Raw genomic sequence first — 24,017 nt, 5'->3', positions numbered from 1 at the left:
TCCTTCTGCTGCGGGCGGAAACGTTCATCGGACGGAGGAAATTGCTTTATCAACCAAAGATTGCAAAATACGAACTACTGACGTATGCTGATTCGATCGGGCATCGCGTTTCTCGCGTGTTTCAGCCGACTGTCTGACCAGATTATTTTGATCGCCCGCTTTTCCTCTCTTCATGCCCTTTCATCGGAAGCAGCGCCGCGACTAGCTCATTTCAAAAGCGGGCACGACATGACCAATCTGAACATCACTCTCAGTCCGACTCTCGCCACCGTCGGCGAGGGCTCCAATCTTGGCACCGGCCTCTACAACCAGGTCGGGATCTGGGTCGACGCCATCCTCTACCCGGACGGGACCTTCACGACCATCGTCGCTAACGGATCGATGGCGGCGACGACGGTCAACATCCCCATCGCGTCGATTACTGCCGGAAAGCTCTATTTGATCGTCTGGAGCGGCGCGTCGACGGGTACCGATCCGATCCCGGGATTGATTCCTCAACAATCGGACATCAGCATCGACAATGCCCAGCAGAACAATTTTCGCTTCGACAGCATCGAGCTGACCCTCACGGGCAGCTCGAACGACGCCGCCAATTTGACATCCGTGGTCGGCTTCGGACTCCCAATGCAGCTCAGCGACGCCAATGGCAGTGTCGGCTACGCGGCCGCGACGGCGGGATCAGGGAGTTCGATCTTCGCCGCGATCCAGAGCATCCATCCGACCAGCACCAGTCTCGTCTTCGATTTCGATGCGGGCCCTCTGAGCGGCACTCCCCGCTATGCCGTATCGCCAGCGTCGGCCTCGCAGGTTACGGTCCCGCCGTTTCCCTCGGGGAGCACCCCGCCCTTCTCGCCGTCGGACTGGACCTCCTACATCGCAACCTTCGAATCGACCGATGCAGCGGCGCTCGCGATGGCCGGCTTCTTCAATGGCGCCCCAGATGCCAACGGCATTTGGCACAATCAGGGCTTCTACAGCTATGCGCTGAGCTACGACGCCAAGACCTCGACATTCTGGCTCAGCCCCGCGTCCAACAGCCAGATCAAGGGCCACATCAGGATCACGCCCGCCGAGCTCGCCAACAGCATCTACGCCACCAACGCCAACGTCGAGATCTACACCGACAAGGCCGACCCGCTGCCCTACACCATCTTCGGATCGACATCCCCTGCGATGAATGGCGGCGCCAACAATCAATGGGGCAACGTTCTGAAGAGCCTGTTCACCGGCTTCACGGCCGGCCTCTGGGGCGGATACGGACCCGCGCTGAACCCGTTCGTGTCGTCAGCGGTCGACCTCAACTCCAACTGGAACTGGGATCCGAGCTACGCGTTCGGCGGCCACGGCAATCCGCAGACCATGTACGATCCCTACTCGAAGATCTTCTTCCAGTGCTCGAACTCCTACGGCTCGGGCTACACCGACAATCTGATGGCGCTATATCAGTCCGGCGGCCCGCTGCTGCCGCTCGGCCAGGACGGCGGCGACGTCGCCGAGCTGAATCTGACCGTGTATGCGGATACGGATGCCGCCCAGGGCTACACGACTCCGCAGATCTACAACTATATCCCGCCGCCCTCGTCCGGCACCTATCAGGTACCGCCTGCGACCTCCGGCGGCGCCATCAACATGACCCTCAACTTCACGCTTCCCGCCAGCGCCTCTGGCACGACCACCTGGATGCTGGATCAGACCGCAGCGAGCATCGAGCTGGACGTGCTCACGGGATACTCCGGCAGCACGCCACAATGGGCGCCGATCGTGCTGACCGCGTCGGCAGCGGGAGCCGACAGCAGCCTGTGGTGGGTCTGGACCGTGACCGGAAGCGGCGGCAGCTATGTCGCCTCGCCGGCGCCCGGCTCGCAGCAATCTCCGGGCAGTCTCATCATCACCGGCATGCCCGTCGCGACCAGCGGAGTGACGTGGTATCGCGTGATGGTCAGCGCCGACGGGGCGTCGAAGACCTTCAATCTCTACGCAACCACCGCCGCCGATACGAGCCAGCCGCAGGGATTTGGCTGGTCGGTGGCCCCCGGTGCACAGGCGATCGATGGCGGAGCCACCATCGCGATGGGGCCGCCGTCCAGCGGCGGCACTGACATCGCCATGACCATCAATTTCCTGGCCGGGGCCTCGACCTTCATTCCGCCGGCGCTGTTGACGATGGGCCCGCAGCCCGATGGGACCGCAATTCCCATGTTGGGAACGCCGGCCCCGCCGGTGGCCGGCACGGGCTCGCCGCCCTTGTTCACCGCTTTCCCGGGGCAAAGCCTCACCGCGTCCTCGGCGACCTCGAACTCGCCGGTCGTGACGTTTACATGGACCGGCGGCGCCGCCTACCTCGCCGCCTCGCTCATCGCCTACACCAACAAGATCGGAGCCCTGAACATCGCACGCATCACCGTGTCCGGCAGCGGGATCCGGACCGTGGTCACGACAGCCGCCGACATCGACGGCCAATGGTTTTCACCACCGGTGCCGCTCGGCAATGGAACCTATGCGGTGACGATGCAGGAGTTCGCGCCCGACGACACGCGCTTCCAGTCTCCCATCGGCCAGCCGAGCCTGCCCCTGCAGCTGACAGTCAGCGCGGCTCCACCTGGGTCCTGAGGCGGGCCGCAGCGACGCGCGCGACGCCCCTCAGCCATCGAGCGCGTCGATCAACGTCTCGTCGACCAGCGGACGCAGGCTGAAATCGTCCTTCAGCCGCGTGCGCCCGTACCATTCGAGCAGGGTCACCTCCTTGCCGAGATAGCGCTGCATCGCCAGGCTGAACAGCGGATGATCCTTGTTGGCGATCGCAAAGCTCTTGCGATCGAGATCGCGGCCGCGCTCCCAGATCGCCTCGATCTCATCCACGAAGCCCGCGAGCATGCGCTTCAGCCGCGCCTCGACCTCGTTGACGGCGGCGAGATCGATGCCGGCCATGACGAGATGGCTCTTCACATCGTCCAGCTCCTCGTTCAACGCCAGCCAGGCGATATCCCGCTCGCGCAGGAACGACAGGCTGCGATGGATGCGCACGTACCAGGGGCACTTGATCTTGACCATGTCGCCATTGGCGAACTGGATGACGTAACCTTCCCTGTCCTGCATGTCGGTCAGCGACTCGATCGCGGCCGACAGCGTCAGCCCGTCGAACCGGTGCACCAGCGGAACGCCGTGGCGTGCGACCAGATCATGAATCGCATGACCGGAATCGAGCATGACGTACTGGCCGGTCAAATTGTCGCGGACATGCAGCAGCCGCAGCTCGGGCTGCTCCTGAGCCACCACGATACGGGCATCGGGATGGGTCAGCTCGAAGATCGCCGTCAGGCCGGCGCTCGCGACCTCTTGAGCGAAGGCCGAGATGCGGCGATGCGCCGGCTGCTCCAGCAGCCGCGTCGCCAGCTTGACCACATCCGAATTGAAGGACTTCTTCGACCGCCATTTCAGCTCCCCGTCGACCCAGGCGGTCGCGACCATGCTGCCGTCGAGCTTGTCATAGACGGCGACGATGTCATCGCGCGACACTAGGCGGTCGGGCGTCAGCCACTCCTTCTCGCCAACATTGAAGAACTTGTGCAGCGGCCGGGACACGACATGGCTCGCGCGATCGAACGCGATGCCGCGGCACTCCAGGGCCTCCGGTGAATCGAAGGTCTTGGAATCCATGAACAGATAGCAGCCGAGCGTGATGCCGTTGGGCTGGCTGAGGAAGCGAATCTCCTTCTTGCCCGCAACGGCGGGCTCCACGTCGGAGATATGGCGAATGGTCTTGAACATCGTGGCGACCTGCATTCGAATGACAATTCGAGCGCGATGCGCTCAGGTGCATCTGGCCTTGAAGTGGGCCGAGGCGAGCCTCGCCATGACGTCGTTCAGGTGCGCCTGGTCGCGCGTCTCGATCACCAGTTCCAGCAAGGTCGCCTTGGCCGGCAGATCCGAGAACGTGCGCTGATGCGACACCTCGATGATGTTGGCGCCGGCGTCGGCGAGCAGCGTCGATACCGCCGCAAGCTGGCCCGGACGATCGACGATGTCGATCGACAGCTGCGTCAGCCGCCCCTCGCGCGCCAGCTCGCGGGTCAGCACCGAGGCGATCAGCCGGGTGTCGATGTTGCCGCCACACAGCACCAGCCCGACATTGCGGCCGGCGAACTCCCCGGGATGCGCGAGCACCGCAGCGAGCCCGACGGCGCCGGCGCCCTCGACCACCGTCTTCTCGATCGAGATCAGCGTCGCCAAGGCGCGCTCGATCTGCGGCTCGGTGACCAGCAGGATGTCGTCGACGAGATGGCGGATGATCTCGGTCGTGATCCGGCCCGGCGATTTCACCGCGATGCCCTCGGCGAGCGTATCGCCGCGCATCGGCAGCTGTTGGCCGCGGATCGCATTGTACATCGACGGATAGAGCTCGGCCTGGACGCCGACGATCCGCAACGACGGCTTGAGCGCGCGCGCCGCCACCGCGATGCCCGAGATCAGGCCACCGCCGCCGATCGGCACCACGAGCGTGTCAAGCTCAGGGACGACCGCCAGCATCTCCAGCGCCACCGTGCCCTGCCCGGCGATGATCAGCGGATCGTCGTAAGGATGGATCATGGTCATGCCGCGGGCGGCGCCATGCTCGCGCGCGAACGCGCCAGCTTCCTCCAGCGTGGCGCCGGAGATGACGACCTCGGCGCCGTGCCGGCGGGTGTTCTCCACCTTCACCATCGGCGTGCCCACGGGCATCACGATGGTGGCGGGGATGCCGAGCCGCCGCGCATTGTAGGCGACGCCCTGCGCATGGTTGCCGGCGGACATCGCGATCACGCCGCGCTCGCGTTCGGCGGCGGAGAGCGCATTCAGCCGGTTCAGCGCGCCGCGCTCCTTGAACGAGGACGTGAACTGCAGGTTCTCGAACTTCAGCCAGATGTTGCAGCCGCAGATTTCGCCGAGCGTCCGGCTCTGGTTGCAAGCGGTGGCAAGCACGGCGCCGCTGATGGTCTCCGCAGCGGCCCGCACGTCGTTCACGGTGACGGGCAGTTCGTTCAGGTCATAGGCGGTCATGGGTCTGCCCATCAATGTCTGGCGTGCGCCACTGCACGGCGGAGCCGGCGGAATGCCGGCCGTCGCATGATGTTGCCGATCGCGTAGGCTGCTTCTGCAGCCGGATCGATCCGAACCGGTCTCAGCTCCCGAGGTCGGGAAGTCCGAGCATCAGCCGCATGTTCTGCACGGCCGCGCCCGACGCGCCCTTGCCGAGATTGTCGAGCCGCGCGACCAGCACCGCCTGGTGATGCTTGTCGCTGGCGAAGACGTAGAGCTCGAGCTTGTTGGTCTCGTTGAGCGCCTCGGGCTCCAGCTTGCCGCTCTTGGCGGCGGTGCCGTCGAGCGGCATCACCGACACGTATTTGCTGCCGGCATAGTGCTTCGCCAAGGCGGCCTGCAGATCGGCTCCCGACGGCTTGCCCGGCAGCGTGTCGAGCTGCAGCGGCACCGAGACCAGCATGCCCTGCCGGTAGTTGCCGACGGAGGGAATGAAAATAGGCCGCCGCGTCAGCTTCGCATAGAGCTGCAGCTCTGGCAGATGCTTGTGCTCAAGGCCGAGACCGTAGAGTTCGAATGCCGGCGCGGTGCCGTTCTCGTAGGCCGCGATCATGGTCTTGCCGCCGCCGGAATAGCCGCTCACCGCGTTCACCGTCACCGGATAATCCTGCGGCAGCAGGCCCGCATCGACCAGCGGCCGTAGCAGGGCAATGCCGCCGGTCGGATAGCAGCCGGGATTGGAGACCTTGCGGGCGTTGCGGATCTTGTCGGCCTGGTCGGCCGCGAGCTCGGGGAAGCCATAGGCCCAGTCCGGCGCCACCCGATACGCGGTGGATGCATCCAGCACCTTCGGCGCCGCAGATCCCATCCCGTCGATCAGCGCGACGGTCTCCTTGGCGGCATCGTCGGGCAGACACAGGATGACGAGGTCGACCTCGGCCATCAGCGCCCGCTTGGCGGCCGGGTCCTTGCGCTTGTCCTCAGCGATCGTCTTCACGACGATGTCACTCTGATGCGCCAGCCGCTCGGCAATCCCGAGACCGGTCGTGCCGGAGCCGCCGTCGACGAACACAGAGCGCGTCGCGGTGCCGGCTGCATTGTGGATCTTCGGCGGATTGCTATCGATCACGGACATCACACGCTCCTTCAGGTCTGGGTTTCGCCGGCAAAGGCCTGGGGCCGCGCCTGCCGCATGAGAGAGGAAATCTGTTGCGAGCCGATGTCGGGCTGCTCGCCGAGCCGCGTTGCGACCGCCGCGTAATCGGCCTCGGATTTGTGCTGGTTGAGCTTGAAGCTGCCCTCGACGGTCTCGATCGTCATCACGACGCCGACGATCGCCCTGCGCATCGCCTCCAGCCGGCCGGCCGTCATCTTGTCGGACGTCCAGGGCTTCTTCGGAAGCAGGCGCTGCTCGAACTTGGCACTGAGCTCATCCGCCTGCTGCGCCAGCTCCGCCTCGGACAACAGCCGCGCCGGACCGGTCAGATGCACCGCCTGATACAGCCAGGTCGGCACCTGCTCGGGCGAGACGTACCAGTCGGCCGACACATAGGCATCGGCGCCGTTGACGGCGAGCAGCCAGGGTGTCGTGCCGTCGGCGAGCTTGGCCAGGGGATTGCCGCGCGCAACATGGAAGAACGCCTGCGGCGTGCCGTCGTTCAGCGCGCCCAGACAGAACGGCACCGAGGATGCGACCGGCTTGGCCCCGTCCCACGCGCAGACCGTGCCGAAGCCGCGCGCGTCCGAGAAGCCGAGGCTCGCGGCGCGGTCAGGCTTGAAGGGCGGTGGCGTGTACATCGGAAACTCCTGCTGGTCGAAGGAGCCGCCTGATCAATCGCGCTGCAAGAGGAAAGATTGCCGCGGGATCGTATCCGGCGGCAAGGGCTGTGATCTCAAACGCAGATCATCGCCCGTACCGCGAAGGTACGACGGCGCATATAGGCGAACATGATGGTCGCTGCGTTGATCATGGGCGCAGGCCTATAAAGCCACAGAGTTCCTGCGTCAAGGTTGCCAGCAGCCGGAGCGCCTCAGGCCGATCGCCACAGCCATTCCATGATCCGCCCGATCACATCACCGAACAGCAGCAGCGCCGCCGACCAGACCAGCGCCGAGACGAAATTGGCGACCTGAAACATCACGTAGGGCATCTCGAAGATGCCGGCCGCCAGCGGCACCGAGGCGCGCAGCGGCCCAAAGAACCGGCCGATGAAGATGCTGGGCACGCCCCAGTCGCGCACGAAGGCCTCGCCGCGCGGCAACAGCTCCGGATAGCGCGACAGCGGCCACATCTGGGCGACGCGATCCTTGTAGCGGTAGCCGAACCAGTAGGAGACCCAGTCGCCGAGCGCGGCTCCGAGTCCGCCCGCCAGCCAGACCGGCCAGAAGCTGATGCCGGTCGCGCCGATCAGGGCGCCGATCGCGACCAGGGCGCCCCAGGCCGGAATCAGGAGCGAGATGAAGGCCAGCGACTCGCCGAAGGCCAGCAGCAGGACGATCGGGGCAGCCCAGGCCTGATGGTCGCGCACGAATTCGGCAACCGCGCGGCCGAAATCTTCCATCTGCTCGACGCCTTTCTGCTCCGCGGCGCTTAAGTGCTTGAAGGCCTTCGCGGTTCCCTGACGGAGACTGGTACGCCACGGAGCCCGCCAACTTCAAGTCACAACAACCGGCTGTGCCGCGTGAACAGGACTGCAAGACGGCTGCCGCGAGGCGCTCCGGAAAGATCCGCTCAGCCTTGGGTCATTGTTTTATGCCGGTCCATGGCATAGTCAGGCCCAACGATTCGTTCCCTCTTGCGCAAGCGCAACATCCAATTCCATGGGTAAGCCGTTGAAATCAGCTGCAAAAGCCAAAGCCAAGGGCGTCACCGACCCGTTGGCGGCGTTCGCCGCCAAGGGCAAGGCACCGGCCAAGCCAGCCGCCCGTGCGGCGAGTTCCGAGGGCGATTATACCGCCCGTGACATCGAGGTTCTGGAGGGGCTGGAGCCGGTGCGGCGCCGTCCCGGCATGTATATCGGCGGCACTGACGAGAAGGCGCTGCATCACCTGTTCGCCGAGGTCATCGACAACTCGATGGACGAGGCGCTGGCCGGTCACGCCACCTTCATCGAGGTCGAGCTCGACACCGAGGGCTTCCTGACGGTGACCGACAACGGCCGCGGCATCCCGATCGATCCGCATCCGAAATTCCCGAAGAAGTCGGCGCTCGAGATCATCATGTGCACGCTGCACGCCGGCGGCAAGTTCGACTCCAAGGTCTACGAGACCTCGGGCGGCCTGCACGGCGTCGGCATTTCCGTGGTGAACGCGCTGTCGACCCGGCTCGAGGTCGAGGTCGCGCGCAACCAGAAGCTCTACCGCATGATCTTCGAGCGCGGCCACCCGAAGGGCAAGCTCGAGGAGATCGGCAAGGTCGCCAACCGCCGCGGCACCAGGGTGCGCTTCCAGCCCGATCCGACCATCTTCGGCGCCAAGGCGACCTTCAAGCCGCAGCGCCTGTTCAAGATGGCGCGCTCAAAGGCCTATCTGTTCGGCGGCGTCGAGATCCGCTGGAAGTGCGATCCTGCGCTGCTGAAGGGCATCGAGGACGTTCAGCCGGAGGCGACCTTCCATTTCCCGGGCGGCCTGAAGGACTATCTGGCGGCCGCCATTCACGCCGATACGCTGGTCCATCCTGACATCTTTGCCGGCAAATCGGGCCGCACTGGCGGCCATGGCGGCTGCGAATGGGCGGTCGCCTGGACCGCTGACGCCGACGGCTTCCTGTCGTCCTACTGCAATACGATTCCGACGCCGGATGGCGGCACGCACGAATCCGGCATCCGCAGCGCGCTGCTGCGCGGGCTGAAGGACCACGCCGAGCGCGTCGGCCAGGGCAAGCGCTCCGCCAACATCACCTCCGAGGACATCATGGCCGGCGCCGCCATCATGCTCTCGGTGTTCGTGCGCGAGCCCGAATTCCAGGGCCAGACCAAGGACCGGCTCGCCACGGCGGAAGCCCAGCGCATCGTCGAGCAGGCCGTCAAGGACCCGTTCGATCATTGGCTGTCCGGCAACCCGGTCCAGGCGAATCGCCTGCTCGACTTCGTCATCGAGCGCGCCGAGGATCGCATCCGCCGCCGCCAGGAGAAGGAGACGGCGCGCAAGACCGCGACCAAGAAGCTGCGCCTGCCCGGCAAGCTCGCCGACTGCACCGACGCCGGTACCGAAGGCTCCGAGCTGTTCATCGTCGAGGGCGATTCGGCCGGCGGCAGCGCCAAGCAGGCGCGCGACCGCAAGAAGCAGGCCGTGCTGCCGCTGCGCGGCAAGATTCTCAACGTCGCCTCGGCCGGCAAGGACAAGCTGACGGCGAATGCCCAGCTCGCCGACCTCGTGATGGCGATCGGCGCCGGCACCGGTGCGGCCTACCGCGAAGAAGATCTGCGCTACCAGCGCATCATCATCATGACAGACGCCGACGTCGACGGCGCCCACATCGCCTCGCTGCTGATCACCTTCTTCTACCGGCAGATGCCGCGGCTGATCGACGAGGGCCATCTCTATCTCGCCGTGCCGCCGCTCTACCGGCTGACCCACAACAGCAAGACGTTCTATGCGCGCGACGACGCCCACCGGGACGAGATCCTGAAGCGCGAGTTCAACGCCAACGCCAAGGTCGACATCGGCCGCTTCAAAGGCCTGGGCGAGATGATGCCGGCGCAGCTGAAGGAGACCACCATGGATCCGGCCAAGCGGACCATGCTCCGGGTCGTGCTGCTGGCCGACGATCGCGACGGCACCGCCGACTCGGTCGAGCGCCTGATGGGCACCAAAGCGGAGGCGCGCTTCGCCTTCATCTCGGAAAAGGCGGAATTTGCGAGCGATGAGCTGCTCGACGTCTAGCTTTTAGCCGAATTTCGCGCTTCGATTGCAGGTTCCACGCGCTCGCGTGGGCCTGCTTTTTCTTTTTATAAACAATTCGTTACCGCCCAGGCCGGCGTTCCGCACCGCACTTTCCCCTCCGGTGTGGTCAACCGGCAACAGCTTTTGGGCACCAATCGGCTATAGTTCTGGCACATCTGGCGAGGGAATCGCCGCCGCAACCCGGCATTTGCGACACGACGATCTTGGGGAATTGAATATGAAAAAGCTTTTGCTTGCAGCGACCGCGGTGCTGGCGATGACGGGTGCAGCGTCGGCTGCTGATCTTGCTGCACGTCCTTATGCGAAGGCTCCGATGGCGCCGGTCGCGCCGAGCTGGACCGGCTTTTATATTTTCGGTGGTGCAGGTGGCGGCATCTGGGATGCTGACTCGCACACAAACGTCCTGGGCGTTCCTGCGACGATCAATCAGCGCGTCGGCGGCGACGGCTGGTTCGGCACCGTCGGTGCCGGCTACGACTGGCAGGTCAATCCCTCGTGGGTTGTTGGCGTGTTCGGCGATGGCCAGTTCGGCAGCCTGCGCGGCAACATCAACGATGAGTTCGCTGCGCTGACCGGCCGCATCAAGATGCAGGATGCTTGGGCTGCAGGTGTTCGCGTCGGTTATCTGGTTGCTCCGAACGTCCTGTCGTACGTCAATGCCGGTTACACCGGGTCGCATTGGTCGGGTACTGCCCTGACCACCCTGACTGGCGCGGCCTCGGCCTTCCACACCGACTCGTTCAACCGCAATGGCTTCTTCGTCGGCGGCGGTGTCGAGAACAACCTGAACATCTTCGGCATCTCGGCGCCGGGCTGGTTCATGAAGACCGAATATCGTACGGCCTTCTACGATCGGAAGGACGTTGCCGTCCGCACCAACGCTGGCAACCTCGCGACGACCGACGCCATCAGCTTCAAGCCGTGGGTGCAGACTATCAGCACCTCGCTGGTCTACCGCTTCAACTGGACCGGCCCGGTGGTTGCCAAGTACTGATCAGTCCCCACTCGGCATCTCGAATTTGTTGTGAAAAGCCCCGGTTGATCCGGGGCTTTTTGTTTTGGTGCTTGATCTGCTGGTCAACCGCCCCGTGCGCCGCTAGCTTCCTCTTTACAAAACTTCACAAAAAAGACGGCTGCAGCGTCTCCGATGCGGTGACGCCGGTCGATGAGGGAGAAGATGGCCATGCGGAGATTCCTGATGATCGGTGGCCTGCTTCTGCTTGCCATCGGCCTGCTCTGGGTCGGCCAGGGCACCGGCGTGGTGGCGTGGCCGCGGACGAGCTTCATGATCAACCAGCTGCAATGGGCCGGCTATGGCGTCGGAATGGGCGCGCTGGGCCTGGTGATGATCTGGCAGGGCACCTGCTGAGCTCTTTGCAAACGTTTGGAGACGATGGATGGCGGGCCGTTTCGACCTGAGTGGCAAGGTTGCGATCGTGACGGGAGGCAATGGCGGAATCGGCCTGGGCATGGCCCGCGGTCTCGCCGATGCAGGCGCTGCCATCGCCGTGGTCGGCCGCAACGAGGCCAAGTCGGGAGCCGCGGTGGCCGACCTTGCCGGCCGCGGCGTCCGCGCCATCGCGGTCACGGCCGATGTCAGCAACAAGGACTCTGTCGCAGCGATGGTCGAACGTGTCGCTAGCGAGCTCGGGCGAATCGACATCCTGATCAACAATGCCGGCATGAGCATCCGCAAGCCGCCAGATCAGCTCGAGCTCGAGGAATGGCGCGAGATGATCGACACCAATCTCACCAGCGCCTTCCTGTGCTCGAAGGCCGCCTACCCCGCCTTGAAGGCGAATGGCGGCGGCAAGATCATCAATATCGGCTCGATGCTGTCGATCTTCGGCGCCAGCTTCGCGCCGGCCTATGCGGCGAGCAAAGGCGGCATCGTGCAGTACACGCGCGCCTGCGCCTGTGCCTGGGCACCGGACAACATCCAGGTCAATGCGATCCTGCCGGGCTGGATCGACACCGATCTGACACGCGCAGCCCGCAAGCAGATCGACGGCCTGCACGACCGCGTGCTGGCGCGCACGCCCTCGGGCCGCTGGGGCGACATCGACGACTTCGCCGGCATCGCCACGTTCCTGAGCTCGCCGGCGTCGGACTTCGTCACCGGCACGGCGATTCCCGTCGACGGCGGCTATTCGATTATGGCGTGAGCCGGCGCCTCAGCGCCGGAAGCTCTTGATCTCCGAGACGCTGCCATCGCGATAGGTCAGCTCGACCGAGATGAACTGCGTCGACGGCGGCAGCTTCAGATAGGGCGTGGCGTTCGACGGGATCGAGATCGGGTCCTTCATGTCGCAACCGGGCATGTTCAGCACCTTGTCGGGGACCGCGCTGTCGATGCCGATGCGCACCTCGCGGATCGCGCAGCGATACGACATCAGGTGCGTGTAGTAGACCAGGAGGCCATTGAACTCGCGGAACGACAGCCAGCTGGTCGCGGTCATGTCGAGGATCTTGCGCTGGTCACGCACCAGCGCAGCTTCCGGCTCGAAGCGGATCGGAAACGGCCCCTGCATCTCGCCCGAGGCATCGACATAGCGCACGTTGATGGTCCCGGCCGGTGCATCCGCCGGCAGCTGGATCGAGGGATTGGGCATGCGCTTGCGGGTCCGCGGATCGAGCACGTCCATGAACCCGGTCTCGCGGAAGTCCCCCGTGTCCCCCATGCGCCACGAAATCCCGAGCGTCGGATCCGCGATCGAGAACGTGATCGTCCAGCCGCCATTGTGGCGCGAGAACATCGCGATCGGCGCGTTCAACGACTCGTTGGCCGGAGGGATGCGCGGGGCCGACACGGGCGGCAGCGCGGCCAGCTTCTGCTGCGGCTCGGCCGGCTTGTCGGCCGCGGCCGGGCCCTTGGCGACCCCGTTGAGGAAGACGTCGTCGACCATCTGATCGAAATAGACCGGGATCTGCTTGTGGCGCACGGTCTCGGCGAGCTCGCTGACGGCGCGCCGGGTGCGCTGCGCGACCTGCACCAGATTGACGCCGGGCTGTGTCAACTCCCTGGCGAAGGTGCGGGTGAACACCGAGTTCGGATTGGCGTCATCGTTCGACAGTCGGTCGAGCGCGGTCTGCCGCGGACCGGCCGAGAACACCGAGAACACGCCCTCGGGCAACTGCGTCAGCGGCGCCAGTCCGCCTCCGCCGGCGACCGCGCGCGTGCCGGAGCGCTCGAACGGATTGTTGCGGCAGGCATCGAAGACGAGAATCGACGTGCGCGCCTTCTTGTTCTGCAGCCGCTCGATGATGCGGTCGGCGAGAATCGAGGCGTCGCGCACCAGCTCCTCCTGCCCCTCTGTCGCCGCGGGCACGTCGGTCGGCAACAGGAAGTTCTGGCCGGCGATCTCGAAGCCATGGCCGGCATAGAAGAAGAACGCGGTGTCGCCCGGTTCGACGGCGTTGTCGAACGCCAGCAGCGTCTGGCTGAACTGCTGGCGCGTGAGATTCTCGGCGACCATGACGTTGAAGCCGAGCTGCTTCAGCGTGTCGCCCATGGTGCGCGCGTCGTTGACGGCCTTCTGCAGCTTCGGGACGTAGCGATAATCATTGTTGCCGACGACCAGCGCGACGCGCTTCTCGGCCTGGGCCGGCGTCGACATGGCCAACGCCATTGTGAGCCACGCCAGCAGCGTCAATATCGGTCCGCGCATGCGTCGCTCCTGTCTTCCGTCGGCCCGCAGCGCTTCAGCGGGCCAAGCGGCTCGTCCTGGCATAGTCGAAATCCAAAGGCGATGGGTTCAATCGGCCCTCGCCTGCCGCTTTTCCCACCGGCGTATGACGGGCCCAAGCGGCGTCAGTGTGAAAGCCCATAGCGATTGTGCCGGGCTGACGAAGCTGAGCAGGATCGCCAGCAGGGACGCTGCGATCAGCACGATCGTCGACACCTGCCGGTCGCGCAGATGATCGCCCGGCTCCAGATTCGGCGTCATCGAGACCATCCGCCAGCCTGTCAGTGCGATCAGCAGCGTATGCCCGGCATAGAGCCAGATTGCCGGCGCGAAATGGGCGAAGCGCCCCACGACCGTCGTGGTGAACGGTACGCAGGTGACGAGCAGCAGATACAGCAACCACCATCGCGCATAGTCTCGCGAGACGTCATCCGTCCGGCTCCGCACCTGGATGTTGGCGAGCCAGCGCAGCCCGAGCACGCCAAAGCTGAGCACGTAGGGAAAGAATTTCGGCCATAGGTTGACCAGGCCATCGAGCAGCTCGCTGCCGTCCCGCGGGTGGAAATCGTCGGGCAACCGGACGTCGAGGGCGAGCAGCGTCATGGCGACAGCGAAGATTCCGTCACTCAGGGTGTCGAGCCGAGCCTTGGAAAACATGCCAACATCTTTCGGAATTGCGCCAAAGACCGGTTGAAGTGCCCGGATTTTCGGCAAAAACATTAAGCTTTTTCGGGGCTTCGGCCGCCAGCTCCATTGACTTTGGGGGATTTGACCCTATTTTCTGATTATCGCGGCTTGGAAACGCTACTCGATTCTACCAAGCACTGGCTGCGGGTCAGCGTCAGTCAGAAAGCCCCCAGCTTCCTTAAAGCATGCCGTTTCGGGGTTGAACGCGGCCACAGCCTTTTACCCCTCGATTCCTAACGGCGGCGTCGAACAGAGGCCCCGTGCCTGTTGGCGCGTGACACAGAGGCTCGATGTCCTTTTCCAATCTCGGCTTGTCTGACAAGGTGTTGGCTGCAGTTGCGGCCACCGGTTACACCACCCCTACTCCCATTCAGGAACAGGCGATTCCTCATGTGCTGTCGCGCCGCGACGTGCTTGGTATCGCCCAGACCGGTACCGGCAAGACCGCCGCTTTCGTCCTGCCGATGCTCACCATCCTCGAAAAGGGCCGCGCCCGCGCACGAATGCCGCGCACCCTGATCCTGGAGCCGACCCGCGAGCTCGCGGCCCAGGTGAAAGAGAACTTCGATCGCTACGGCGTTGGACAGAAGCTCAACGTCGCCCTCCTGATCGGCGGCGTGTCGTTCGGTGATCAGGACAGCAAGCTGACCCGCGGTGTCGACGTCCTGATCGCAACGCCCGGCCGGCTGCTCGATCATACCGAGCGTGGCGGTCTGCTGCTGACGGGCGTCGAGCTCCTGGTCATCGACGAAGCCGACCGCATGCTCGACATGGGCTTCATCCCCGACATCGAGCGCATCTGCAAGCTGGTCCCTTTCACGCGCCAGACGCTGTTCTTCACCGCGACGATGCCGCCGGAAATCCGGCGGATCACCGAGGCCTTCCTGCACAATCCGCAGAAGGTCGAAGTGTCCAAGCCGGCAACCACCGCCGTCAACATCACCCAGTTGCAGGTGCCGTCCGGGCGCGAGGCACATCAGAAGCGCGAGGTGCTGCGCCGGCTGTTGCGCGACGCCAAGGATCTGAAGAACGCGATCATCTTCTGCAATCGCAAGCGCGATGTCGCCATCGTTCACAAGTCGCTGCAGAAGCACGGCTTCAGCGTCGGCGCCCTGCATGGCGACATGGACCAGTCGGCCCGCACCGCCGCGCTCGACCAATTCCGCAAGGGCGAACTGCCTCTGCTCGTCGCCTCTGACGTTGCCGCGCGCGGCCTCGACATTCCCGAGGTCAGCCATGTCTTCAATTTCGACGTGCCGCATCATTCCGATGACTACGTCCACCGCATCGGCCGCACGGGTCGCGCCGGGCGAACCGGCACCGCGATTTCCATCGTCTCTCCCCCCGATCAGAAGTCGGTCGCCGCGATCGAGAAGCTGATCGGCCAGAGCATCCCGACAATCGAGGGTGACTACGAGGTGCAAGAGGCCTCGCGCGATGACGAAGCGCGCGAGCGCCGTCCACGCGACGGCTCACGCCGCAGCAGCCGCGGCAAGACGCCGCGCGAGCGCGAGCCACGAGAGGCCCGTGAGCGCGAGCCGCGAGAGCGAGAACCGCGTGAGCGGGAGCCGCGTCCCGCTGCGGCTTCCCCGCGCGCGGCGCAGCCTGCGGCCGCGCGGCCGGCGCCGACCGCCCGCACCGACCAGCCGCGCCACGAGCAGCAGCCGCGCAGCGAACAGCGGCGGCCTCGGCGTGACCATGATAACGAGCCGGCTGATCATTCGCATCTTCCGGCCTTCCTGCTCCGACCGGTGCGCGCACCGCTGCCTTGATCGGCGCAAGCACGGCCTCAAGGCTCCGAGCCACGCAACACGCGTCGTTGCTCGGAGCTTCGCTCTCTTCAGCAGCGAGCTGTTCGTCTCACATGTCTTGAGCTCAGCGTTGCGCCTACACTGCGATGGCGATCGACAACGCGAAATGGCGTGACGCACGATCACATCCTGTCCGCCTGCACGAGACTGGCCTGTCTATGCAGCTCATTGAACATATGAGATGACGACCGTCCTGTCAGCGCGACTTGACGTTCGCCCGTGACTCTACGGCCGTATTTACCCCTGGTTCACAAACGTCCGATAGCTTGGCCGGCATTGTTTTATTTCATTGCTGTGACGGCGACGCGGGCGATTGGGGAGAACCTGTTGTGGTCAATGCGCTTGACGAACACGAACGCACGATGGCCCTCGCCGAGGTGGCGCTCAGCCAGATCAGGACGCTGCGTCACTCTGCCAATCCGCGCAACTACGAGATCTGGTACGTCTACGCGACGGGCTACAACGCGCCGCTGAACGAAATCATCAACGAAACGCTGTCGCGCAACGGCAAGCTGTCGCAGTCCGAGCTCGATGAGCTCTACGAATCCTATCTCGCCCATCTCAAGACGTCGGATCGGATCGACAAGGTCGGCGCGCGCGTGGTCGGCGAGATCGACGACCTGATGAGCACGATCGCCGACGCGCTCGGCAGAACCGCAAGCTATGATGCAAGCCTCGCCGGGGCGGATCAGAAGCTCGCGGCGGCGACGAGCCGCGAGCAGATGGTCGACATCATCGAAGCGCTGGCGCAGTCGACAAGGCAGATGCGGGAGACCAACCGGCTGCTCGAGGAACGCCTGTCGCTGTCGAAGGACGAAATCAGCGGATTGCAGCACAGCCTGGAAGTGATCCGCGCCGAGAGCCTGACAGATCCGCTCACCGGGCTCGGAAATCGCAAATATTTCGACCGCATGATCGAGACGACGGTGCAGACGGGTCTTGCGACCAAGCAGCCCCTGTCGCTGCTGATGTTCGACATCGATCATTTCAAGTCGTTCAACGACTCCTACGGCCATCTCACCGGCGACCAGGTGCTGCGACTGGTCGGAATGACGATGAAGCATGCGATCAAGGGCCAGGACATCGCCGCGCGCTATGGCGGCGAGGAATTCGCCGTGGTGCTGCCGAACACCTCGCTGCGGCAGGCGCTCACGGTTGCCGACCAGATCCGGCGCGCGGTCACCGCGAAGGAGCTGAAGAAGAAGTCGACTGGCGAGATCCTGGGGCGCGTCACCATCTCGGTCGGCGTGTCCATGCTGCGTGCCGGCGACGACACCGACGCGCTGATCGAACGCGCCGACGCCTGCCTCTACGCCGCCAAGCGCAACGGCCGCAACAGAGTGGTATGCGAGAGCGATCCTGAATACACGGCGGCAACGCGCGTCCAGGTCGCCTGACGCGCGGCGCCGTCAATCTCGCCTTAGGGCAGCCTCAACGCGTTCGCGCTGATGGCGCTCGTGATTTCGGCCGCGCCGAAGCCGTCGTCGTCCGACGCTTCACCCCGCCAGTCGCGGGCGCTTTGCCGTCGGTCTTGGCGACCTTCGCCGCGGCCGCCTTTCGCGTCTTGCTCGGCGTGGTCTGCTTCGCTGCTTTTTTGGCGGTTGCTCTCCGCGCCTTGCCGCGGGCCGGCGTCTCCTCGCTCGCGGCGTGACCCGGCGTTGGCCTCTTCCGGCTTCGCTTGCTCAGGGCCGCCCGCTGGGCGGCAGCGAATGCGTCCCTGGCCCACGTAGCGAACTCGTCGGTGTCGTCGAACAGATGCGCCGGCACCTGCCAATACGACCGCACGGTCATGGTCCGCGCCCGCGTCTCGTAGGAAAACGGCTTGGACCCCGCAGCCTCGAACCTGTCGAAGGTCGTTTCATCGGCGCGCAGATAGAGCCCGCTGCGCAGCGCAAGCGCGAAGTTGATGCCGTCGGCGGAGATGCCGAAGCCGGAGAACATCCGCCGGATCGTGACCGGACCGAAGCCAGAAAACAGATCGATCAGGAATTCGCGATCCATCGCGCCCATCCCACCCCATAGCCGCGTCGTGAGACGGATTTGTCGGCCTGGAGACAGACGCGTGTCAATGTCCGGAACACAACAATGTGCCGGAGCCGCCCTGACGGAAAGCGGACGATCAGACCTCGGCCGGCTTCAGCTGCACCGACTCGCCGCAGCCGCAGGCGCTGATCTGGTTCGGATTGTTGAAGACGAACTGCGCCTGCATCTTGTCGGCCTGGTAGTCCATCTCGGTGCCGAGCAGGAACAGGACGGCCTTGGGGTCGACCAGGATCTTGACGCCCTTGTCCTCGACGACCTCGTCGGTCGGCCTGATGTCATGGGCATATTCGACCGTGTAGGACTGCCCGGCGCAACCGCCGTTCTTGACACCGACACGCAATCCAATGATCTCGGACTCCGCGCGCTCCGTCAGCTGGCGGATCCGCGTCGCCGCGGCATCGGTCAGCCGCATCACCTGCGGGCGAGGCCGCGGCTTCGGCTTGGCAATGGGAGCAGTCGAATTCGTCGTGCTGGTCATGGCGTCATCCCGGCGGGGTGTGTGATCCGCCCTCACTATTCAAGCTTCGTGCCCGCTGATCTCACCACATGTTGAGGACGAGGCGGGCCTCGTCGCTCATCCGGTCCGGGGTCCATTGCGGCTCCCAGACGATGCTCACATTGACCACGCCGACACCCGGGACACTGGCGATCGCGTTCTCCACCATGGTCGGCAACTCGCCGGCCGCCGGACAGTTCGGCGTCGTCAGGGTCATCAACACGTCGACGCTTCGGTCGTCCTTGATGTCGACCTTGTAGATCAGGCCGAGCTCGTAAATGTCAGCCGGGATCTCCGGATCGAACACCGTCTTCAGCGCTGCGATGATCTCGGTGGAGAGCCGTTCGGTCTCCTCCGGCGGCAGCGCCGAATGGGTTTCCACGGATTGAGTTTTGACGTCGGCGGTGTCGGTCATGCAAACAAATCCTGCGCCTTGATCAATGCCTGGGCCAGCTGATCGACCTCTTCCCTCGTATTGTACATGCCAAACGAGGCACGGCAGGTCGCCGTGACGTTGAATCTCTCCAAAAGCGGCATCACGCAATGCGTGCCCGCCCGAACCGCGACGCCCTGGCGATCGATCACGGTGGCGATGTCATGGGCATGTGCGCCCTTCATCTCGAACGAGATGACCGGGCCCTTGCCCTTGGCGGTGCCAATGATCCGCAGCGAATTGATCTCGCGCAGCCGGTCCTGGGCGTAGGTGACCAGATCGAACTCGTGGGCCGCGATCCGCTCCTTGCCGACCGAATTGACGTAGTCGATGGCCGCGCCCAGCCCGACCGCCTCGACGATCATCGGCGTTCCCGCCTCGAACCGGTGCGGCGGGTCGCCATAGGTCACCCAGTCGCGCGCGACCTCGCGGATCATCTCGCCGCCGCCGTTGAAGGGGCGCATCGCGGCGAGACGATCATACTTGCCGTAGAGCACGCCGATCCCGGTCGGCCCGTACAGCTTGTGGCCGGTGAAGACGTAGAAGTCGCAGTCGATGTCCTGGACGTCGATGGCGAGATGCACGGCAGCCTGGCTGCCGTCGACCAGCACCGGGATGCCGCGCGCGTGCGCGATGCGCACGACCTCTTTGACGGGAACCAGCGTGCCGAGCATGTTCGACATCTGCGTGATCGCGACCAGCCTGGTCTTCTCGGTCAGCAGCTTCTCGAACTCGTCGATCAGGAAGTTGCCGTCGTCGTCGACCGGGGCCCACTTGATCACCGCGCCCTGGCGCTCCCTGAGGAAGTGCCACGGCACGATGTTGGAATGGTGCTCCATGATCGAGAGCACGATCTCGTCGCCCTCGCCGATGTTCGGTCCGCCCCACGACGACGCGACGAGGTTGATCGCCTCGGTCGCGTTGCGGGTGAAGATGATCTCCTCGCTGCGCCGCGCATTGAGGAAGCGCGTCACCCGTTCGCGGCCGCCCTCATAGGCTTCCGTGGCAGCGTTGGCGAGATAATGCAGGCCGCGATGCACGTTGGCGTATTCGCTGGTATAGGCCAGCGTCATGCGGTCGAGCACCGCGCGCGGCTTCTGCGCCGACGCCGCGTTGTCGAGATAGACGAGCTTCTTGCCGTAGACCTGCAGCGCCAGCGCCGGAAAATCCTCGCGGATGCGGGCGACGTCGTAGGAGCCGTTGGAGACGGCGGGATGCGTGCTCATGCGCGCGCCTCCATCCAGTCCTGTGCGGCGGCGATCACGCGCTCGCGCAGAGCATCGTCCTCGATCGCCTCGATGGCCTCGCCGACGAAGGCCTGGATCAGCAGCGCCTGCGCCTGCTTCTCCGGCAGGCCGCGCGCCTGCAGATAGAACAGCAGGCTGTCGTCGAGCGCGCCGGCGGTGGCGCCATGGCCGCAGGAGACGTCGTCGGCGAAGATCTCGAGCTCCGGCTTCGCATCGGCCTCGGCCTCGTCGGACAGCAGCAGCGCGCGGGTCATCATCTTGCCGTCGGTCTGCTGCGCGTCAGGACGCACGATGATGCGGCCCTGGAACACCGAGTGGGCACGGTCGTCGAGCACAGCGCGAAAATTCTCGCGGCTGGTACAGCCGGGCACGGCGTGGTCGACCACCAGCGTCATGTCGCCATGCTGCTTGTCGCGCAGCAGGTTGACGCCGTTGACGATGAGGTCGCTGCCTTCGCCAGCGAGCGTGAAGAACGCCTGCAGCCGGCTGACCGCGCCGCCGCTGGTCATGTTGAACAGGCTGAGCTTCGACTTCGCGCCGACCGTGAACAGCTCGGAGGCGATGTTCACGGCATCTGCAGTGTCACTCATCAGCCGGACATGCGACAGAGCGGCCCCGTCCCCGATCCAGATGACGGCGACATCATTGGCCTGATAGGCCCCAGCGCCGTCGGCGGCGATGCAGCTCTCAACCAGCGTCGCACGGGCACCCTGCCCGATCCGGACGTGAGAACGGCTGTAGCGGGCCGCCTTGGATGCGGTGGCGACGTGAATGAGCTGCAGCGGCGACGACAGCTGCACGCCGTCGGCCACCGTGACGACGACGCCATCCGTCGCGAGTGCCGCGTTGAGCGACAGCATCGGATCGGCCGCCTTGGTCAGCAGCAAATCGCCACGCGCATCATTGGTCTGATCGCTCAGCACGTCGCGCAAGGCTCGCGCCGTGACACCGGACGGCAGCGCCGAGAGATCCGACAGATCAGCGGCGACGACACCATCGACCAGCACGAGCTTGGCTGCGCCTGCGATCGCGACCGACGCGATCGCGGTCTTGGCCCGTGCCAGCGCCGCCGCTTCGGGGCTGCCGGCGAGCGGCAGCACCTCGCGCACGAGCGCGCGCAGATCGGTGTACTTCCATTCCTCGATGCGCCGGTGCGGCAGGCCGGTGCGCTCGAAGGCCGCGAAGGCCTCGCGCCGGATGTCCGCCACCTTGCCGGCGCCGGGCAGACGCCCCTGAGCGGCAGAAAACACGCTGCTCGCTGCCGGGACGCTGTCATTCTTGACCAAAGCTACATTCATCACAGATCCATTCACGCGGGCGCTCAGGCCGCGTCTTCGAACTGGGCGTAACCGGACGCCTCCAGCTCATGCGCGAGCTCCTTGCCGCCGCTCTTCACGACGCGGCCCTTCGACATCACGTGAACGACGTCGGGCACGATGTAGTTCAGCAACCGCTGATAATGGGTGATCACAACCATCGAGCGCTCGGGCGAGCGCAGCGCGTTGACACCGTCGGCGGCGATCCGCAACGCGTCGATGTCGAGGCCGGAATCCATTTCGTCGAGGATGCACAGCGACGGCTGGAACAGCGCCATCTGCAGCACCTCGTTGCGCTTCTTCTCGCCGCCGGAAAAGCCGACATTGACGCCGCGCTTGAGCATGTCCTGGGGGATGCTGAGCTGCTTGGAGATCTCGCGCACCTTCTTGAGGAAATCCGGCGTCGAATATTCCTCCTCGCCGCGCGCCTTGCGCTGCGCATTCAGCGCCGTGCGCAGGAAGGTCATGGTGGCGACGCCGGGGATCTCGACCGGATATTGGAACGCCAGGAACACGCCCTTGGCGGCGCGCTCGTCCGGCGCCATCGCCAGCAGGTCCTCGCCCTTGAACAGGATCTCGCCGCCGGTCACCTCATAGCCCGGCTTGCCGGCAATGACATGCGACAGCGTCGACTTGCCGGAGCCGTTCGGCCCCATGATCGCATGCACCTTGCCGGCGTCGATCGTCAGCGTCAGCCCGTGGAGAATCTCGCGCTCCTCGACGCGGACCTGCAGGTTCTTGATTTCGAGTAGTGCCATAGTCTGTTTCCGCTCAACGCTTGCCCTGGAGCAGCCGATCGATCGGGTCCGAGGGCGGATGATGTTGGTGTCAGCACGAGCGGGGCCGCGTTGCGGGCCCGCCCGGTGTGGCCTCAGCCGACTGAACCTTCGAGGCTGATCGAGATCAGCTTCTGCGCCTCGACCGCGAACTCCATCGGCAGCTGCTGCAGCACGTCCTTGACGAAGCCGTTGACGACGAGCCCGACCGCTTCCTCTTGGGAGAGGCCGCGCTGGACGCAGTAGAACAGCACGTCCTCGGAGATCTTGGACGTCGTCGCCTCGTGCTCGAAGGTGGCCGAGGAGTTCTTGGCCTCGATATAGGGCACGGTGTGCGCGCCGCATTTGTCGCCGATCAGCAGCGAATCGCAGGCGGTGAAGTTGCGCGCGTTCGTCGCCTTGCGATGCGCCGTCACCAAGCCGCGATAGGTGTTCTGCGAGCGGCCCGCGGCGATGCCCTTCGAGATGATCCGGCTCGTCGTGTTCTTGCCGAGATGGATCATCTTGGTCCCTGAGTCGACCTGCTGATAGCCGTTCGAGATCGCGATCGAGTAGAACTCGCCACGCGAATTGTCGCCGCGCAGGATGCAGCTCGGATATTTCCAGGTGATCGCCGATCCGGTCTCGACCTGGGTCCAGGAGATCTTGGAATTGTTGCCACGGCAGTCGCCACGCTTGGTGACGAAATTGTAGATGCCGCCGACACCTTCCGAATTGCCCGGGTACCAGTTCTGCACCGTCGAGTACTTGATCTCGGCATCGTCATGCGCGACCAGCTCGACGACCGCCGCGTGCAGCTGGTTCTCGTCCCGCTGCGGCGCCGTGCAGCCTTCGAGATAGGACACGTAGGCGCCTTTGTCGGCGATGATCAGCGTGCGCTCGAACTGGCCGGTGTTGCGCTCGTTGATACGGAAATAGGTCGACAGCTCCATCGGGCAGCGCACGCCCGGCGGCACGTAGACGAACGAGCCGTCGGAGAACACCGCCGAGTTCAAGGTCGCGTAGAAATTGTCCGAGGTTGGCACGACCGTGCCGAGATACTTCTGCACCAGCTCGGGATGCTCGCGGATGGCTTCCGAGATCGGCATGAAGATCACGCCGGCCTTCTTCAGCTCCTCCTTGAACGTGGTCGCCACCGATACCGAATCGAACACGGCGTCGACCGCGATCTTGCGGGTCTCGGGGCTGCCGGCGCCTGGCACGGGCTCGACGCCCTCGAGGATCGCGACCTCGCGCAAGGGAATGCCGAGCTTCTCATAGGTCTTCAGGATCTCCGGATCGATCTCGTCGATCGAGGAGAGCTGCTTCTTCGGCTTCGGCGCTGAATAGTAGTAGAGATCCTGGAAATCGATCTTCGGATAGTCGACACGCGCCCAGGTCGGCTCCTGCATGGTCAGCCAGCGGCGATAGGCCTCCAGGCGCCATTGCAGCATCCAGTCGGGCTCGTTCTTCTTGCCCGAGATGTAACGGATCGTGTCCTCGGAAAGCCCCTTGGGAGCCTTCTCGGATTCGATGACGGTCTCGAACCCATAACGATATTGGTCGACGTCGATCCGCCTGACGCGGTCGACCGTCTCTTGTACGGCTGGCATTCCATCCTC

The 24,017-nt window shown here is 64.8% G+C and carries 21 protein-coding genes; 7 read left to right on the top strand and 14 right to left on the bottom strand.

Annotated elements, in window-relative coordinates; genetic code table 11:
- Positions 1-228 precede the first annotated feature (228 nt).
- Positions 229-2,610 carry a hypothetical protein gene (locus tag QQL87_RS00970; RefSeq protein WP_284416241.1) on the top strand — a complete coding sequence of 794 codons (2,382 nt, stop codon included), beginning with the start codon at positions 229-231 and terminating at the stop codon, positions 2,608-2,610.
- A 30-nt stretch (positions 2,611-2,640) separates the two neighbouring features.
- On the opposite strand, the gene QQL87_RS00965 is transcribed toward QQL87_RS00970, so the two are convergent.
- From QQL87_RS00965 to QQL87_RS00945, 5 genes are all read right to left on the bottom strand, one after another.
- Entirely contained in the window at positions 2,641-3,768 is a 1,128-nt protein-coding gene (locus QQL87_RS00965) for an RNA ligase (protein WP_284416242.1), read from the bottom strand.
- A gap of 42 nt (positions 3,769-3,810) precedes the next feature.
- On the bottom strand, positions 3,811-5,037 hold the full coding sequence (locus QQL87_RS00960; protein WP_284416243.1) for a threonine ammonia-lyase: 1,227 nt from the start codon (positions 5,035-5,037) through the stop codon (positions 3,811-3,813).
- A 121-nt stretch (positions 5,038-5,158) separates the two neighbouring features.
- Positions 5,159-6,151, bottom strand: coding sequence for an N-acetyl-gamma-glutamyl-phosphate reductase (argC, locus tag QQL87_RS00955; protein ID WP_284416244.1), 993 nt, complete (start codon positions 6,149-6,151; stop codon positions 5,159-5,161).
- A gap of 11 nt (positions 6,152-6,162) precedes the next feature.
- Positions 6,163-6,813: an FMN-binding negative transcriptional regulator gene (locus QQL87_RS00950; protein WP_284416245.1), complete on the bottom strand. Its 651-nt coding sequence runs from the start codon at positions 6,811-6,813 to the stop codon at positions 6,163-6,165.
- Between the two features lie 233 nt (positions 6,814-7,046).
- A complete protein-coding gene (locus QQL87_RS00945) occupies positions 7,047-7,577 on the bottom strand; it encodes a DedA family protein (protein WP_284416246.1) in 531 nt (176 codons plus the stop codon).
- A gap of 259 nt (positions 7,578-7,836) precedes the next feature.
- Between QQL87_RS00945 and parE the strand changes: the two genes are divergently transcribed.
- The 4 genes from parE (at position 7,837) to QQL87_RS00925 (ending at position 12,086) form a co-directional block, all read left to right on the top strand.
- Positions 7,837-9,900, top strand: coding sequence for a DNA topoisomerase IV subunit B (gene parE / locus QQL87_RS00940; RefSeq protein ID WP_284416247.1), 2,064 nt, complete (start codon positions 7,837-7,839; stop codon positions 9,898-9,900).
- Positions 9,901-10,138: 238 nt separating this feature from the next.
- Positions 10,139-10,915, top strand: a complete 777-nt coding sequence (locus QQL87_RS00935) for an outer membrane protein (RefSeq protein WP_284416248.1) — start codon at positions 10,139-10,141, stop codon at positions 10,913-10,915.
- A 189-nt stretch (positions 10,916-11,104) separates the two neighbouring features.
- Positions 11,105-11,290 carry a hypothetical protein gene (locus QQL87_RS00930; RefSeq protein WP_042340795.1) on the top strand — a complete coding sequence of 62 codons (186 nt, stop codon included), beginning with the start codon at positions 11,105-11,107 and terminating at the stop codon, positions 11,288-11,290.
- 28 nt (positions 11,291-11,318) lie between these two features.
- Complete coding sequence (locus QQL87_RS00925; protein WP_284416249.1) at positions 11,319-12,086, top strand: SDR family NAD(P)-dependent oxidoreductase; 768 nt, start codon at positions 11,319-11,321, stop codon at positions 12,084-12,086.
- A gap of 9 nt (positions 12,087-12,095) precedes the next feature.
- Here QQL87_RS00925 and QQL87_RS00920 read toward each other — a convergent pair whose 3' ends face one another.
- The gene (locus tag QQL87_RS00920; protein WP_284416250.1) at positions 12,096-13,589 is read right to left on the bottom strand and encodes a caspase family protein; all 1,494 of its coding nucleotides are present in this window, start codon (positions 13,587-13,589) and stop codon (positions 12,096-12,098) included.
- A gap of 87 nt (positions 13,590-13,676) precedes the next feature.
- On the bottom strand, positions 13,677-14,264 hold the full coding sequence (locus QQL87_RS00915; RefSeq protein ID WP_284416251.1) for a TMEM175 family protein: 588 nt from the start codon (positions 14,262-14,264) through the stop codon (positions 13,677-13,679).
- 320 nt (positions 14,265-14,584) lie between these two features.
- Here QQL87_RS00915 and QQL87_RS00910 point away from each other — a divergent pair, with 320 nt between their 5' ends.
- Positions 14,585-16,066 carry a DEAD/DEAH box helicase gene (locus tag QQL87_RS00910; RefSeq protein ID WP_284416252.1) on the top strand — a complete coding sequence of 494 codons (1,482 nt, stop codon included), beginning with the start codon at positions 14,585-14,587 and terminating at the stop codon, positions 16,064-16,066.
- Positions 16,067-16,434: 368 nt separating this feature from the next.
- Positions 16,435-17,502, top strand: a complete 1,068-nt coding sequence (locus QQL87_RS00905; protein ID WP_284416253.1) for a GGDEF domain-containing protein — start codon at positions 16,435-16,437, stop codon at positions 17,500-17,502.
- A gap of 34 nt (positions 17,503-17,536) precedes the next feature.
- Here the strand turns inward: QQL87_RS00905 and QQL87_RS00900 are convergent, their stop codons facing one another.
- The 7 genes from QQL87_RS00900 to sufB all read right to left on the bottom strand — a co-directional run bounded on the left by QQL87_RS00900 (position 17,537) and on the right by sufB (position 24,008).
- The gene (locus tag QQL87_RS00900) at positions 17,537-18,106 is read right to left on the bottom strand and encodes a TfoX/Sxy family protein (RefSeq protein ID WP_284416254.1); all 570 of its coding nucleotides are present in this window, start codon (positions 18,104-18,106) and stop codon (positions 17,537-17,539) included.
- Positions 18,107-18,224: 118 nt separating this feature from the next.
- Positions 18,225-18,626, bottom strand: coding sequence for a HesB/IscA family protein (locus QQL87_RS00895; RefSeq protein ID WP_284416255.1), 402 nt, complete (start codon positions 18,624-18,626; stop codon positions 18,225-18,227).
- Between the two features lie 61 nt (positions 18,627-18,687).
- Positions 18,688-19,059, bottom strand: a complete 372-nt coding sequence (locus QQL87_RS00890) for an SUF system Fe-S cluster assembly protein (RefSeq protein ID WP_284416256.1) — start codon at positions 19,057-19,059, stop codon at positions 18,688-18,690.
- A complete protein-coding gene (locus tag QQL87_RS00885) occupies positions 19,056-20,303 on the bottom strand; it encodes a cysteine desulfurase (RefSeq protein ID WP_284416257.1) in 1,248 nt (415 codons plus the stop codon). Before QQL87_RS00885 ends, QQL87_RS00890 begins: the two co-directional genes overlap by 4 nt.
- Positions 20,300-21,622, bottom strand: a complete 1,323-nt coding sequence (gene sufD, locus QQL87_RS00880) for a Fe-S cluster assembly protein SufD (RefSeq protein ID WP_284416258.1) — start codon at positions 21,620-21,622, stop codon at positions 20,300-20,302. Before sufD ends, QQL87_RS00885 begins: the two co-directional genes overlap by 4 nt.
- 23 nt (positions 21,623-21,645) lie before the next feature.
- Entirely contained in the window at positions 21,646-22,398 is a 753-nt protein-coding gene (gene sufC / locus QQL87_RS00875) for a Fe-S cluster assembly ATPase SufC (protein ID WP_284416259.1), read from the bottom strand.
- Positions 22,399-22,511: 113 nt separating this feature from the next.
- Positions 22,512-24,008, bottom strand: coding sequence for a Fe-S cluster assembly protein SufB (gene sufB, locus QQL87_RS00870; RefSeq protein ID WP_284416260.1), 1,497 nt, complete (start codon positions 24,006-24,008; stop codon positions 22,512-22,514).
- Positions 24,009-24,017: the final 9 nt, after the last annotated feature.

This window comes from Bradyrhizobium sp. SSBR45G, from assembly GCF_030159255.1.
GTDB lineage: Bacteria > Pseudomonadota > Alphaproteobacteria > Rhizobiales > Xanthobacteraceae > Bradyrhizobium.
This window is presented reverse-complemented; position numbering and strand designations above follow the sequence as displayed.